Raw genomic sequence first — 14,401 nt, 5'->3', positions numbered from 1 at the left:
GGGTCAGGTCTCCAGAAAGTCGTTGGGCAGGCTGAACCAGAACACTGCGCCATTGCCGTGATTTTCTGCGCTCAACTGGCCACCCAATTCATGAATGATTGCATAGGACACTGCCAGACCGAGCCCCAGCCCGTCGCCGACCGGTTTGGTGGTAAAGAATGGATCGAAAATGCTGTTCAGGTTTTCAGGTGCGATGCCTTCGCCCGTGTCGACGACGCTCAGTCGCCATTGACCGTCCAGCGGCTCGATACGGATTTCCAGGCGCGCCGGGGGCCTGCCGCGCATGGCGTCCAGCGCATTGCGCAACAGGTTGATCAGGACCTGCTCCAGGCGGATCGCATCACCGCGCACCCAGGCCGGGCGTGACAGTTGCAGCACACAATCGACATGTTCTTCATGCAGGCGAGGCTCGAGCAACAGCAAGGCCTGATCGACCACGGTCGCCAGGTCCAGCCGTTCGCGCAGACCGGCGGGGCTTTTGCGTGCGAACGTCTTGAGGTGCCCGGTCAATGCCGCCATACGCGTCAGTTGCTGATCCACCGGTATCAGCGCCTTGCAGGCCTCCTCGATGCGGCCTTGATCCAGCAGCAGACGCACGGTCGCCAGTTGCATGCGCTGTGCTGTGAGGGGTTGGTTGATTTCATGAGCCAGTGCCGCCGACATCTGGCCCAGCGCTGCCAGCTTGGCGGACTGCACCAGACCGTCCTGCGCTGTCTGCAGATCGCGGGTGCGCTCCTGAACCAGACGTTCAAGTTCATCACGGCTGCGCTCACGCAAACGGGCCAGGCGCCAGCGCTGGTAAAGGAACAGGCCCAGAAACACCAGTGCCAGCCAGATTCCGGCGGCGGCGATTCCAGCGTTACGGATGTCCTCATTGGCCAACGGTGGTTTGCGCAGCAGGTGCAGCGTCCAGTTTTCATCCGGCAGCGGCAATGACTGCCAGAGATAGTCTGCCGTGCCGTCCGGGCCATCGACGCGGCGCAGTTGGCTGTGTTCCCCGAGTTGATCGATGATCCGGCTGCGCAGCGGTGTCAGCGGTTTCTTGTCGTACTGGCGGGTGCGCAGCAGTTCGCTGCGGTTTTCGAGCGAGATGGGCTCCAGCTCCCGGTAACGCCAGCCTGGCTGGTTGGCAATGAAAACGATGCCTTTATCGTCACTCACCATCAGCAGGTCATCGCCCTGGCCCCATTCCTGTTCAAGGGTGGGGAATTCCAGTTTCACCACCATCGCACCGATGAACCCGGAGGCATCGTCCAGCACCGCGCTGGACAGAAAGTAACCGGGGATGCCGGTGGTCACGCCGACTGCGTAGAAACGTCCGGTGCCTTGCGCGCGGGTTTGCAGGAAATAGGGACGAAAGCCGTAGTTGTGACCGACATAGCTGTTGGGGGTTTGCCAGTTGCTGGCACCGACCGCCAGACCATGGCGGTCCAGCAGTTCCAAGGTCGATGAGTGGGCAGCAGCGTTGATTTTTTCCAGCTTCAGGTTGAGCCGGTTCTGGACATCCTCGGTGACCGGTCCGCTCAAGGCCGTACGGATTTCCGGATCCAGCGCCAGCACAGAGGGCAGGGCACGATAACGTTCGATCAGGGTGTGCAGCGTATTGGCGTACAACGCCAGTTGACCACTGGCGCGAACGGCGTCTTCCGACAGGGCATGGCGCTGCGCCTGACGCATCGCCAATCCGGCCGATACGGCTGCGCCAGCCAGAATCAGCATCACATAAAGGGATAGGCGCCAGTAGCGATGCTTGAACGTCATGTTTCTTGCGCTGCCTGAACGTACCGCCTGGGCGCCTTCACGGGCACTCGGCTCGTGAAGGCGCTATCAGCGATTTTTACAACAGATTGAAGGTCGCCTCTTTCACGGTCTGGGAGTCCAGGCCGATCATGACCTTGAACTCGCCGGGCTCGGCGGCGTACTTGAGCTGAGCGTTGTAGAACTTGAGATCGTTCTCGCTGAGCGTGAAGGTAACGACTTTCTCTTCACCTGGCTCGAGCATGACCTTTTCAAAGTTTTTCAGCTCTTTCACCGGACGGCTGATCGAGGCGGCAACGTCGCGCAGGTACAGCTGAACGATGGTTGCACCGGCTACCTTGCCGGTGTTCTTGACCGTCACGCTGGCGGTCAGTTTGCCTTTGCGTGCCATGTTGGCGTCCGACAGCTTGATGTCCGAGACGTCGAACTGCGTGTAGCTCAGGCCATAGCCGAAGGGGAACAGCGGGCCGTTTGGCTCTTCGAAGTAGTGCGAGGTGTAATTGCCCGGCTTGCCTTCATGGTAAGGACGGCCAGTGTTCAGGTGCGCGTAGTAGACCGGCAATTGACCGATCGAACGCGGGAACGACATGGCCAGTTTGCCCGACGGGTTGTAGTCGCCGAACAGCACGTCAGCCACGGCGTTACCGCCTTCGGTGCCCGGGAACCAGGTTTCGAGCATGGCGTCAGCCTGTTCCTGCTCATCGACCAGCACCAGCGGACGGCCGTTCATCAATACCAGAACCAGTGGCTTGCCAGTGGCCTTGAGTGCCTTGATCAGGTCGCGCTGCTTGCCCGGAATGGTCAGGCTGCTGCGACTTGCCGATTCATGGGACATGCCGCGGGACTCGCCGACCACCGCCACGATCACGTCGGACTGCTCGGCCACCTTGACGGCTTCGTCGATCATTTCCTGAGCCGGACGTGGATCGATTTCCACTTCCTTCTCGATGAAGTTCAGGTAGTTGAGGATGTGTTCGTTGTCACTGACGTTCGCGCCACGGGCGTAGACCAGTTTGGCCTTGTCGCCAACAGCATTCTGCAGACCTTCATACACCGTCACCGACTGATTGGGACGACCGGCTGCCGACCAGCTGCCCAGCATGTCGAGATGGCTCTGCGCCAGGCCGCCGATCACGGCGATGGTGCCTTGTTTCTTCAACGGCAGGGTGTCGTTCTGGTTTTTCAGCAGCACCAGTGTCTTGCGCGCCACGTCGCGGGCTTCGGCACGGTGCAGGCGATCGTCGGAGTAGGTGTCGGCCGGATCATCGGCGGCTACGCCAATACGGCCATAAGGCGCTGCGAACAGGCCCATGTCGTATTTGGCACCCAGCACTTCACGCACGGCGTTGTCGATTTCCTTCATGGAAACCTCGCCGTCCTTGACCAGACCGGGCAACTGCTCGCCGTAGGCCACGTCGTTCATGCTCAGGTCGACACCGGCCTTGATGGCCAGCTTGGCGGCTTCACGGTAGTCCTTTGCCACACCGTGTTCGATCAGCTCCTTGATCGCACCATGGTCACTGATCGTGACGCCCTTGAAGCCCCAGTCCTTGCGCAGCAGATCCTGCATCAGCCAGGTATTGGAAGTCGCCGGGATGCCGTTGATCGAGTTCAGCGCGACCATGATGCCGCCGGCGCCTGCGTCGACACCGGCGCGATATGGCGGCAGGTAGTCGTTGTGCATGCGCGTCATGCTCATGTCCACGGTGTTGTAATCGCGTCCGCCTTCCACCGCGCCGTACAGGGCGAAGTGTTTGACGGCTGCCATGATGCTGTCGTTGGCGGCAACGTTCTTGCCCTGGAACGACCGGACCATGACGTCGGAAATGCGTGAGACGAGATAGGTGTCTTCGCCGAAGCCTTCGGAACTGCGACCCCAGCGCGGATCACGGGAAATATCGACCATGGGGGCGAAGGTCATGTCCAGGCCGTCGGCGCTGGCTTCTTTCGCCGACACTCGGCCGGTCAGCGCAATGGCGTCCATGTCCCAGCTGGCGGCCATGCCGAGGCTGATCGGGAAAATCGTGCGATGGCCGTGGACCACGTCATACGCAAAGAACATCGGAATTTTCAGACGGCTCTTGGCGACAGCCGCCTCCTGTAAAGGACGGTTTTCCGAGCGTGTAATGGAGTTGAACGTGCCGCCGATGCGTCCGGCAGCGATTTCCTTGAGAATCATGGGCTGCGGCATTTCACCGCTGATGCTGATGAGGCGCAGCTGACCGATCTTTTCGTCGAGAGTCATTTGTTTCATCAGTTTGCTGATGAACGCATTCTTTGCCTGAAGTGTGGACTTGCCCGAGACGGCAGAAGAGGCCGGAGCGTCAACAGCCGCGGCACTTTGAGCGATCATGGAGTGACTGGCCAGACCGACCAGCAAACCTAATAAACACAGCTTATTCATCAATAAATTCTCAAGGCTTTTGTCGGCAACTCGCGTTTAATATCCGACAGCCAGTTTTTGGGTTATAGACCTTTGGCGTTATTGTTCGAGCAGGGCGCAAGAATAGTTGCTGCCCGTTTCGTTGCACGAGGGCTTTCCAGGGTGTGTACGAAAATCGTCGGTTTGATTGATTTTTGTACACATCCTCGCTCGGTCAACAGTGTCCCGTGCTCGGCATCGGCGATGGATTATGCCGGGGAACGTGTGTTTTGGCTAAGGCGGTCGTTTCAATGGTTTCAAAAAGCACCGGAGGTCAGCTTTGAAGTGTGTGTTCCAGATGATGTTGTACGCGGTAATGACGCTGGGCGTGGCATTTCGTGCCCAGGCCGAGCAGCCCGTACTGGTTTTTCCGCCCATGACGGGCAGTGTCGTAGATGCGGCACAGATGCTCGACAGTCAGACGACCGTGCGTCTTGCAAAGTTGCTGCGTGCCTATGAACAGACCACCGGTGAGCGAATTGTCGTCGTCACCCTGGCGGATCTGCAGGGCGCGACGATCGAAGAGTTCGGTGCCCAGTTGGGCGATGCCTGGGATCTGGGGCGGGGCGGCAAGGCCAACAGTGCCCTGCTGGTGGTCGACCGTGAAAAGCGCAAGGTGCTCATGGAGGTCGGCTCCGGACTTGAAGACCGGTTGAGCGATGCCCAGTCGTCGCTCATCATCAACATGCTGGTGACACCCGAATTCAATGACAGCCGGTTTGCCATCGGCATCGAGCGTGGCGCACAGGCGATGATCACCGCGCTGGGTGGTCAGGTCCCGGATTATCCTGAACCTGCGGCCCGTCTTGCTGTTTATGAAGAGCCGCTGAGCGATTTCCGTGTCTGGCTGACGGCCATTGTTCTGACCCTCGTTGTGCTGCTGATCGTGTTCGTCAGCATTCGGCGCTCGGTCGGCCGTCTTTGGCCCGGCGAGGAACCTGCTGGCCGTAGTGGCGGCCGATTCGATGGCGGTGGTGCCTCGGGCAACTGGTAATTGACCGATTCGGGAAATGAGAGAGTCATGGCTTTATTGAACAGAGAAGAACAGCGGCAGGTGGCAGAGGCGATTGATCGTGTGGAGCAACGCACCGACGCCGAACTGGTGACAGTACTGGCCGCCCGGGCTGACGACTATGCCTACATGCCGTTGATCTGGGGCGGTCTACTGGGTCTGCTGCTGCCCGGCACCGTCAATTACTGCCTGCAATGGTTGAGTGCCGATGAGTTGATGCTGGCTCAAATGAGCACGTTCATTGTGGTCGCGCTGATCTGTCGTATTCCACGGGTGACCGCGCATCTGGTGCCCGCTTCGGTGCGGCGCTGGCGAGCGGGCAATCTGGCGCGGCGTCAGTTTCTGGAGCAGAACCTGCACAAGACCCACGACGGAACCGGCATTCTGGTTTTCGTCAGCGAAGCCGAGCGCTACGTTGAAATTCTTGTCGACCATGGCATTGCCAGCCGTCTGCACGACGATACCTGGAAAGCGATGGTCGATGTCTTCACTCAGCAGGTCAGGAACGGTCAGACCCTTGAGGGGTTTTTAGGCTGCATTCATGCCTGCGGCGAGCTGTTGGCCGATCATGTTCCGGTCACCCATGGCCGTAATGAGCTGCCCAATCGGCTGGTGGTGTTGGGTTGAAAACAGGCAGGTAAGGATGAACACGTTTACCTGCCCGTAGGCGTTCAGCAAGACTCAAGTGTTGCGGGTAACGCTGTAGATCGACTTCATGTAAGCGCTGAACTGCTCGATCTGCTGATTGACGAGGGTCGGGTCTTTGACTTTCGACACGTCGTTTTCCAGAAAGCGGTAAAGGGAATCACTGAGCTTTCTGGACTGCTGAACCCAGATCATCCTGTTATTGTCCAGACCGGCCAATGTCGCCAGTTCTTCCAGTTTCCGGGTAACCTCCTTCGCCTCTTTTTGCGCGGTTTGGGATTCTGCCAGCAGGTTGTTGTAGCGAGTGCGCAGCTGTTCACGCTCGGTGATCAGATCGGAATATTTCAATGCCCCGCTGAGCTTGCCTATGAGCGTTTGCAATCGACCAATGCCGAGTTGCAATGCCATGAGGTGCGGCGAGGGAATGGCAATTGTCGACAACTCTTCCGTGGTCGGCAGCGCGTCCTTGAATACGTCTGCCAGATTGTGCTGTTCGTACGTCTTGACCGTTTCATCCAGCAGACGACGGTCTTCTGCCTCCGTATCCATTTTGGCTTTCTGTCCGGCAGCCTGTTGATTGAAGCCGTTGAGCTGCCCTTGCAGCGTCTCTGTCAGTTTGCTGTCCACGAGTTGCAACCTGATCTGCTGAAGATCGTCGGTGGTGCTCGCAATGGCATGAGCGGCTTTAGCCAAAACCTTGTTCAATTCCAATGCCTGCCGAACCCGCTGGGCATCCAGCAGCGTAAGGGCCTGGTTCTTCTGTTCGTTGCTCAGGCTCTGGTCCGCGTCTATTTGCTGTTGTTTCTGGTCGATGGCCGCAGTGCTGAACGTCTTCAACTGCGCAGTGAGGGTGGCCAGGTTATCCGCAAATTGCGAATCGGCAGCGTTGAGGGTCGCCTTCAAGGGCATCAACTTCTCTTTCATGGCAGGCAGGAAGTCGAGCGTCAACGATGCAATCTGCGTATGAATCTGTTGACGAGCCGCGTCCATGAGTGCTCTGTCGGGTGCTGCAAAGGGTTCAGCCAGGGAGGCGTCAGTGTTCATCATGTCCATGTCCTTATGGTTATTTGCTTTGTTGGTTTGAAAATTCGTCCAGCGCCTGTTCGAAGGTCAACAGAAGATGGGTGGTAATGCCCTTTATCTCTTCCCATGGCGTAACGACACTTTTGAACTCCAAGACAAAGTCCAATAGCGTTTGATCGTCGCTGATATCCGCCAGTCGCGTGGCAGCGTTATCGACATACTTGGCCAGCATGGTCCAGAGATCCTGCAGATTTACTGCGCTCTGATGAGCATCCAGCATGCGAATCTTCATGTCTTCGAACAGAACTTCCAGACTGCGTATGGCGGCAGCGAGTGGGCGCTTCTGCCCGAACGTTTCCAGCCTGGTCTTCTTTTCCGTCACCAGACGGTTTTTCTCCTTGCGGATCGCTTCCGCCTGGGCACCGAAGATGCTGTCCGTCACAATAAGCCCTACAATTCCGCCCAGCAGTCCCAGCGTAATGTGAGTTTTAGTGGTCTTGTATTCCTGATGCTTTTGATCAATGTCGACGGTCAGGCGATCAATCTCCTTCTCGAGCGCGATCAGATCCTCGTCCAGATCCGCTCGGCTGGCCAACCGCACTTTGTCGTTGATGCCAGGCACAAGATCGACGGTCAGCGTATGAGCAAACTGCTTGATGTCCTCGGCCAGTTTCTTTGACGCTTTTCGATGCGCCTCCATCTGGACTGCCATTTTTTTCAGCGTTTCGGCCAATGACAGACACACTGTTTTATCTGTTTTCGTCAGCGGAGCAGGCGTGAGGCTTTTCACTGTTTCGATGGTCAGATCGGCAACGGTCAGCTGGAGTTGCCTGGCGAGTTCCATTTTGTCGACGTAATCCAGAATCTGCTTGCCCTGATTGGAAAACTCTCCGGCAAACAGATCAAGGTCGAACCCCTTGGCTTTTATATCAACCTCGATGGCTGACCAGCTTTGGGCGTGTTGGTTGATTGCGCTGTAGGTCAGCAACAGGTCCTGAGGCTCAAGACCGGAAATGCCACTGTGTGTAAAACCAAGTTGTTGTTCTACCCGGGCAAGGGTGTTGGGCAGGTTCAAGCTGTGTCTTTCGTAACGCTTGATGCTGAGAATGTCTTCCTTGGTCAGAATTAGCGCAGTCGCCCGGCCATTGTTTTTTTCATCTTCCGCCAGGGTTCTCAGGAATTCGGTGGGCGTTATCGTGATCTTGGGTTTTTCAGGTTTTTCAGGTTTTTCAGATTCAGTAGTCGGGTCATGCATGGTGCACGTTCCTTGTGCAAGTTCAGTAGAGGCTCACTCGACAGTGTCGTGGCACTCCTTGAGTGAGCGAGTTTCACTGTAACGGCGTTTTTCGGTTATTTAATATATTTGTATAGTGCCAGGCGATAATTTCGTTTTACGTGCATGGCTCAGCCGTCGATCCTTGGACGCTCATCGTCAGGGTGGAAAATAGTCATGCCTGACAGGCGTCAGCACGCTTAAAATGCACGCCTGATTTTTACGAGTCCCTGTGGGGACGCTTGAGGCACCTTTCGATGTCCGTGACACCCACCGCTTCATCCTCTGCCGCGCCGGATCATCGTGCGCAATTTCTCGGCCTGCTGGACACCAGCCTGTCCCAGAATTCTTTGATCAAGCTGGTGCTGGCCAAATACGTGGGCAGCGAAGCCGAGTTACAGCGGGTGATCATCAAGCCGCTGACGGTCCGCGAGCAGCCGTGCCTGTCTTTCGTGTACCGCTACAAGACCCGCGACATCACCAAGAACTTCCCCCTGTCCGAAGCCGTGGACGTCATTGCGGGGCTGATTCCCGAATCGTTCAAGAACGCGCATCTGCTGTCACTGACCGATGAGGTGCAGCTGGAATTCAGCAAGAAAGGCAAAAGCACGTTGTTCAAGAGCAAGGCGCAGCAGGAGCGCGAAGCGCCCGCCGCCGGGCATGACCGTGAGAAGAAGCGCTACCTGGAATTGACGCGCCCGTTCCTGACCGATCTTGGCGTGACCAACCGTCAGCATGAGCTGATCCCGGCCATGTCGCGCAAGTGGAAACAGATCAACAAGTTCATAGAAGTGTTTTCCCACGCCTTGACGTCTTCTCCGCTCAAGCTGGATCAACCGGTCAAGGTCGCGGATTTCGGTTCGGGCAAGGGCTACCTGACGTTCGCCATCCATGACTATCTGCGCAATACGCTGCAGGCGCAGGGCGAGGTGACCGGTGTCGAGTTGCGCGAGGATATGGTGACCCTGTGCAACAACGCAGCGGCGCGTCTCGAGCATCCGGGGCTGGTCTTCAAGCACGGCGATGTGCGTACCGTTGCGCCGAGCGAGCTGGACGTGATGATCGCACTGCACGCCTGCGACATCGCTACCGACTACGCCATTCACATGGGGATCCGCTCCGGCGCGTCGATCATCATGTGCTCGCCTTGCTGCCACAAACAGATTCGTCTGCAGATCCAGAGCCCGACCCTGCTCAAGCCAATGCTGCAATACGGCCTGCACATGGGCCAGCAGGCGGAGATGGTCACCGACAGCCTGCGCGCCTTGCTGCTGGAAGCCTGCGGTTACGAAACCAAAGTGTTCGAGTTCATTTCGCTGGAGCACACCAACAAGAACAAGATGATCCTGGCGGTCAAACGCGCCGAGCCTGTCGACCCGGCTCACCTGCTGGCGCGTATCCAGGAACTGAAAGCGTTCTACGGCATTACCGAACAGTGCTTGGAAACCCTGCTTCGGGCGGACGGTTTTCTTGGCTGAGGGTTCAGCAGATTTGCCACTGAGCGGCAGGCACACGCCGCTCTATCCGACCTGCGCCGTCTGTAACAACGTCTGCGGTCTGCGCGCGAATCCTGTTTCATACGCCATCGGCTGATCAGTCTTACAGCATCGAACACTAAGGCCTGCACATGGATACGCTTCGCCCTTACCTCCCTGCAGACAGGGTTATCTGTCTGGACATTTTCGACTCCAACACGCCACGCTTTTTCGACCCCTCCGAGCGCGACAAATTTGCCCGCTTTCTGCTCGGCCCGGTGGGTTCCTATTTCGTTGTGGAGCGCGAGGGTAAAGTCCTCGCTTGCGGTGGGTATCTGGTGCTCGCCGATCCGTCGATGGCCGAACTCACCTGGGGCATGGTGTCCGGAAATCAGCATGGCAATGGCCTGGGCCGGTTTCTCGTTCTGTCCCGGCTGGATCTTATGAGGCAGCTCCCGCACGTAAGCCACGCTTACATCAACACGAGCCAGTTGGTTCAAGGTTTTTACGCTGGCCTGGGTTTTTCGCTGACCCGCTTGAAACGTGACGGTCACGGGGTGGGTATCGACAGCGTCGAGATGACGTTGAAGTTGTAACAAAAGAAAACTTATTTATTGAGCAAGTGCTCTAAAACTCAATGTTTGCTTGGTCAAAAGCTGGACTGAAACGTTACAGCTTTCAATAGTTTGTACAAGAATAGAGAGGGCATTAAGTAACGGATGTTCTGATAAATATTTATGTGGAACGCCTGCGGACACCCACTCTCTGAATACCGTCCATTACAAATTATATGAAGCAGGCAATCATGAACGCATACAGACTTTCAACGCTTGAAATCAAGCACATGGTCGAACAGGCGCTGTTACCTCATCGCTGCACCTGGGATGCTGCAGAGGGTGAGTCCCTGACATTGACCCTGACCAATCCCGAGAATCCGGATCACGCCATTTGTGTGACGGGAATCAAACTTGATCGAATGGTATCGAGCCGTGCGCTGTCGGAACTGGTCGGCGAAGCGCGGATGCTGATGTCCATGAACGAGAATCCGGTTGCCGGTCTGGGTTATCGACAGGCGGCTGCCAAGCGCTGGTAACAGCACCGGTCATGGTGAGTGTGAAAGCTGGTTGTTCCTGATCCATCAGCGTCAGGAACAAAAGCGCACTACCTGGTAAGAGACGCCCTTTGAAGTTGCAAGTGTGGATGATCGAGTTATCCACACTTGAAGGGGCGGGCAGTGTTGCGTTGGTCTTCAAATGTCGTATTTCAAACGCTGGATCCTCATCGAACGTGCCAGCTTCGCGGACAAGTCCGCTCCTACGGGCAACACAGCGCCCGCTCCAGATACTCATCTCGAACAGAGACGCGGCTCAATCTCCAGGTTGTCCCTGCTCCCTGTGAGGGTTATCATCGCGCCGGTCAATCTGTGATCTGACGAAGGAAAATACCTTGCTCCGTTCCAACTGGCTGCCTACGCCGCCTTAGCGCTACGCCCCCCTCGCAACACCCTGATCGCCTTCTAGCTGCGGTCGCTTTCTGCTGCGCCTGATTGTCGGTCGCAGTGCATCCTCAACACCACTGAAAACAGACGCACCTGCATCGCCCAGCGCCCGCCGCTGCGCGTCATGCCGTGCCTGCATGGGTGAATCAATGCTTGAAAATATCAAGGCTGCCTGGCTATCGAATGTCCGGGCCGACGTACTGGCGGGCCTCGTTGTCGCGATGGCCCTCATTCCCGAAGCCATCGCTTTTTCCATCATTGCCGGGGTGGATCCCCGCGTCGGGCTTTACGCCTCTTTCTGTATCTGTACGGTCATCGCGTTTGTGGGCGGGCGTCCTGCGATGGTGTCCGCTGCCACCGGTGCGATGGCGCTGCTGATGGTGAATCTGGTCAAGGATCACGGGCTGCAATACCTGTTGGCGGCCACTCTGGTCTGCGGGGTTTTGCAGATCGTGGCGGGTTATCTGCGGCTGGGCGAACTGATGCGCTTCGTGTCGCGCTCCGTGGTGACTGGCTTCGTCAATGCACTGGCCATCCTGATCTTTCTGGCGCAACTGCCGGAACTCACCAACGTCAGCTGGGTGGTGTACGCCATGACCGCTGGCGGTCTGGCGATCATCTATCTGCTGCCACGCATTCCGGTTATCGGCTCGCTGCTGCCTTCGCCGCTGGTGTGCATTCTGGTGCTCACCGCGATATCGGTGTTCATGGGGCTGAAGATTCACACGGTCGGCGACATGGGCTCGCTGCCCGACAGCCTGCCGGTTTTCCTGTGGCCGGATGTGCCGCTGACCTTCGAGACGCTGTTGATCGTACTGCCGTACTCGGCGGCGTTGGCGGTCGTGGGTTTGCTGGAGTCGATGATGACGGCCACCATCGTCGACGACCTGACCGACACGTCCAGCGACAAGAACCGCGAGTGCAAAGGGCAGGGCGTCGCCAACATTGCCAGCGGACTGATTGGCGGTATGGCCGGTTGCGCGATGATCGGTCAGTCGATGATCAACGTGAAGTCCGGCGGCAGGACGCGGCTGTCGACGCTGAGCGCCGGTGTTTCGCTGCTGACGATGATGATCTTTCTCGGAGACTGGCTGGCTCGCATTCCCATGGCCGCGCTGGTCGCGGTGATGATCATGGTGTCCATCAGCACCTTCAGCTGGAGCTCGATTCGCAACCTGCGCCAGTACCCGCTCTCCACCAATCTGGTGATGATCGTCACCGTGATCGTGGTCGTCGCCACGCACAACCTGGCGTATGGCGTCGTGGCCGGAACGCTGTTGGCGGCGATGTTCTTTGCCAACAAGATTGCGTATTACCTGGACGTCAGCTCGAAGCAAGACCCCGAATACAGCCATCGCACCTATTACGTCAGCGGCCAGGTGTTCTTCGGTTCCGCAGACCGGTTCGCCCGTTCGTTCGACCTGAAAGAATCGCTCGAAACCCTGACCATCGACCTGAGGGAGGCGCACTTCTGGGACATCACCGCTGTGGCTGCGCTGGACAAAGTGGTGTTGAAACTGAGGAGCGCCGGGATCGCAGTGGATGTGATCGGCATGAACAGCGCGACCGCGACACTGGTGGACAGATTCGGCGTGCATGACAAGCCTGGAGGTATCGAGGCGTTGATGAAGCACTGAGGTATTTTGGGCCTGAAACCCACAAACGGGCAGGCCCTTTTTATTGCCCCAGCGTTGGGCGCAGGCAGGAAATACAGCGTTTTTTCGCACCCCTGCGGTGCTGTTACAAATTTAAACTCCATAAATACAACAAAAACAACATTTGCCACTTGACGGTTTTTGCCACCTGATCAGTAATGCGCTGGCCTGGGCGACACGCCCATGACTTGCCGGAGCATCCCCATTGATTGAGTCAAAGCGCTTCTCCATGCCCACCGTGATTCAGGCCCGCGAGCAGCTGGACGCAGGCACGATCACGTCTGTGGCGTTGGTGGAAGCGAGCCTCGAGTCGGTCAAAACCCACAATCACACATTGAATGCCTTCGGCGATGTTTACGCAGACGCCGCGCTCGAACAGGCGCGTCGTCAGGATGACGAGGCAGGCCACGGTCGCATTCAAGGACCGCTGCACGGCATCCCGTTCGGCGTCAAAGACCTGTTTTCCACGGCAGGTCTGCGGACCACCAAAGGGTCGTTGACCAGTCTGGACAGTGTTCCGCTCAAGGACGCGCCCATCATTCAGCGCCTGAAAAACGCTGGCGCCATCATTCTCGGCAAGACCGCAACCACTGAGTTCGGCTGGACGGGGGCAAGTACCTCGCGGCTTTTCGGCAACGGGCGCACACCGTGGAATCCGGCCCTGACCAGCGGCGGCTCCAGCTCAGGCTCTGCGATTTCGGTTGCGGCGCGCATGGTCCCCGCGTCTCTGGGATCGGACGGCGGCGGGTCGGTGAGGATTCCCGGTTCGTTCTGCGGGATATTCGCGCTCAAGGGTTCACTGGGACGAATTCCCACATGGCCATGGTCTGCGACAGAAATGCTCAGCCATGCAGGCCCGATGACCCGCACCGTGCGCGATTCGGCGCTATTGTTCGATATTCTTTCAGGGCCGCATCCGCTGGACCACCAGGCGCTCCCGGCGCCGACAGAATCCTATCTGGCGCGCTGCGACCAGCCGCTTGGAAAGCTGCGCATCGCTTACGTCCCGACGTTGTTCAACACGCCTGTCGAGCCGGTTATTGCGGCCGCAGTCGAAGCTGCTGTCGAAAGGATCGCTGCAAACCTGCCAGTGGACGTGAGCACCCTTGCGCTGGATTGGCCGGACCCGTTGGCCACCTTTGAAACGCTTTGGGTGGCCGGACGCGGCATCGTCTACGGACGCGCGCTGGCCGACAGACTGGACGAGCTTGATCCCGGTTTCGCCCGCCTGATCGAGCAATCGGCCCGCTACGATCTTGCCGGTTATCTTCAGGCCATCGAACAGCGTGCCGCCTTCGCCAATCGGGTGCATGCGCTGTTCGACGATTACGATCTGCTGATCATGCCGACACTACCTGTGCTGCCATTCGATGCCGATGAGGTCGCACCGGACGGCTTTGCCGGTCAGGATGGCGCCGTGCCTTGGGCACGCTGGACGCCTTTCACCTATCCCTTCAACGTGTCGGGAAACCCGGCGGCAACCATTCCCTGCGGCTTTGCCCCGAACGGGTTGCCCATCGGTCTGCAGGTGGTCGGTCCTCGTTTCGCGGACGGTGATGTCCTGCAATTCTGCGCGGCCTTCGAGGCGATTTCGCCGTGGGATCAATATTTGCCACCGATGCTTGCGCAATGAACACGCC

11 protein-coding genes are annotated in these 14,401 nt (G+C 57.9%); 7 read left to right on the top strand and 4 right to left on the bottom strand.

Annotated elements, in window-relative coordinates:
• Positions 1-3: 3 nt before the first annotated feature.
• Both QRN20_RS05630 and bglX read right to left on the bottom strand, forming a co-directional pair.
• On the bottom strand, positions 4-1,761 hold the full coding sequence (locus QRN20_RS05630) for a sensor histidine kinase (protein ID WP_122490830.1): 1,758 nt from the start codon (positions 1,759-1,761) through the stop codon (positions 4-6).
• 76 nt (positions 1,762-1,837) lie between these two features.
• Complete coding sequence (gene bglX / locus QRN20_RS05625) at positions 1,838-4,162, bottom strand: beta-glucosidase BglX (protein WP_122413680.1); 2,325 nt, start codon at positions 4,160-4,162, stop codon at positions 1,838-1,840.
• Between the two features lie 319 nt (positions 4,163-4,481).
• Between bglX and QRN20_RS05620 the strand changes: the two genes are divergently transcribed.
• Both QRN20_RS05620 and QRN20_RS05615 read left to right on the top strand, forming a co-directional pair.
• Complete coding sequence (locus tag QRN20_RS05620; RefSeq protein ID WP_032664052.1) at positions 4,482-5,174, top strand: TPM domain-containing protein; 693 nt, start codon at positions 4,482-4,484, stop codon at positions 5,172-5,174.
• Positions 5,175-5,201: 27 nt separating this feature from the next.
• The gene (locus QRN20_RS05615; RefSeq protein WP_029243221.1) at positions 5,202-5,819 is read left to right on the top strand and encodes a TPM domain-containing protein; all 618 of its coding nucleotides are present in this window, start codon (positions 5,202-5,204) and stop codon (positions 5,817-5,819) included.
• Positions 5,820-5,873: 54 nt separating this feature from the next.
• Here QRN20_RS05615 and QRN20_RS05610 read toward each other — a convergent pair whose 3' ends face one another.
• Complete coding sequence (locus QRN20_RS05610) at positions 5,874-6,884, bottom strand: alpha-xenorhabdolysin family binary toxin subunit B (RefSeq protein WP_096768041.1); 1,011 nt, start codon at positions 6,882-6,884, stop codon at positions 5,874-5,876.
• Between the two features lie 16 nt (positions 6,885-6,900).
• On the bottom strand, positions 6,901-8,115 hold the full coding sequence (locus QRN20_RS05605) for an alpha-xenorhabdolysin family binary toxin subunit A (RefSeq protein ID WP_122418937.1): 1,215 nt from the start codon (positions 8,113-8,115) through the stop codon (positions 6,901-6,903).
• 275 nt (positions 8,116-8,390) lie between these two features.
• On the opposite strand from QRN20_RS05605, the gene QRN20_RS05600 reads away from it, so the two are divergent.
• The 5 genes from QRN20_RS05600 (at position 8,391) to QRN20_RS05580 (ending at position 14,394) form a co-directional block, all read left to right on the top strand.
• Entirely contained in the window at positions 8,391-9,611 is a 1,221-nt protein-coding gene (locus QRN20_RS05600) for a class I SAM-dependent methyltransferase (protein ID WP_029243218.1), read from the top strand.
• A gap of 149 nt (positions 9,612-9,760) precedes the next feature.
• Entirely contained in the window at positions 9,761-10,204 is a 444-nt protein-coding gene (locus QRN20_RS05595; RefSeq protein ID WP_122490828.1) for a GNAT family N-acetyltransferase, read from the top strand.
• Between the two features lie 209 nt (positions 10,205-10,413).
• A complete protein-coding gene (locus QRN20_RS05590; RefSeq protein WP_050575425.1) occupies positions 10,414-10,701 on the top strand; it encodes a DUF1652 domain-containing protein in 288 nt (95 codons plus the stop codon).
• A gap of 554 nt (positions 10,702-11,255) precedes the next feature.
• Positions 11,256-12,743 (top strand): SulP family inorganic anion transporter, encoded by a 1,488-nt coding sequence (locus tag QRN20_RS05585; RefSeq protein WP_122606008.1) that lies wholly within the window; start codon positions 11,256-11,258, stop codon positions 12,741-12,743.
• Between the two features lie 247 nt (positions 12,744-12,990).
• Positions 12,991-14,394 carry an amidase gene (locus QRN20_RS05580; protein WP_122413835.1) on the top strand — a complete coding sequence of 468 codons (1,404 nt, stop codon included), beginning with the start codon at positions 12,991-12,993 and terminating at the stop codon, positions 14,392-14,394.
• The last annotated feature ends 7 nt before the right edge of the window (positions 14,395-14,401 follow it).

It is taken from the genome of Pseudomonas sp. fls2-241-TYG-175, from assembly GCF_030209155.1.
In the GTDB taxonomy this organism is placed as follows: domain Bacteria; phylum Pseudomonadota; class Gammaproteobacteria; order Pseudomonadales; family Pseudomonadaceae; genus Aquipseudomonas; species Aquipseudomonas viridiflava.
This window is presented reverse-complemented; position numbering and strand designations above follow the sequence as displayed.

Bases quoted from the DNA above. Each gene is read 5' to 3' on its own strand.
- QRN20_RS05585 (WP_122606008.1), top strand. From the start codon at position 11,256: ATGCTTGAAAATATCAAGGCTGCCTGGCTATCGAATGTCCGGGCCGAC.
- QRN20_RS05600 (WP_029243218.1), top strand. From the start codon at position 8,391: ATGTCCGTGACACCCACCGCTTCATCCTCTGCCGCGCCGGATCATCGT.
- QRN20_RS05630 (WP_122490830.1), bottom strand. From the start codon at position 1,761: ATGACGTTCAAGCATCGCTACTGGCGCCTATCCCTTTATGTGATGCTG.
- QRN20_RS05610 (WP_096768041.1), bottom strand. From the start codon at position 6,884: ATGATGAACACTGACGCCTCCCTGGCTGAACCCTTTGCAGCACCCGAC.
- QRN20_RS05580 (WP_122413835.1), top strand. From the start codon at position 12,991: ATGCCCACCGTGATTCAGGCCCGCGAGCAGCTGGACGCAGGCACGATC.
- bglX (WP_122413680.1), bottom strand. From the start codon at position 4,162: ATGAATAAGCTGTGTTTATTAGGTTTGCTGGTCGGTCTGGCCAGTCAC.
- QRN20_RS05620 (WP_032664052.1), top strand. From the start codon at position 4,482: ATGTTGTACGCGGTAATGACGCTGGGCGTGGCATTTCGTGCCCAGGCC.
- QRN20_RS05590 (WP_050575425.1), top strand. From the start codon at position 10,414: ATGAACGCATACAGACTTTCAACGCTTGAAATCAAGCACATGGTCGAA.
- QRN20_RS05605 (WP_122418937.1), bottom strand. From the start codon at position 8,115: ATGCATGACCCGACTACTGAATCTGAAAAACCTGAAAAACCTGAAAAA.
- QRN20_RS05595 (WP_122490828.1), top strand. From the start codon at position 9,761: ATGGATACGCTTCGCCCTTACCTCCCTGCAGACAGGGTTATCTGTCTG.
- QRN20_RS05615 (WP_029243221.1), top strand. From the start codon at position 5,202: ATGGCTTTATTGAACAGAGAAGAACAGCGGCAGGTGGCAGAGGCGATT.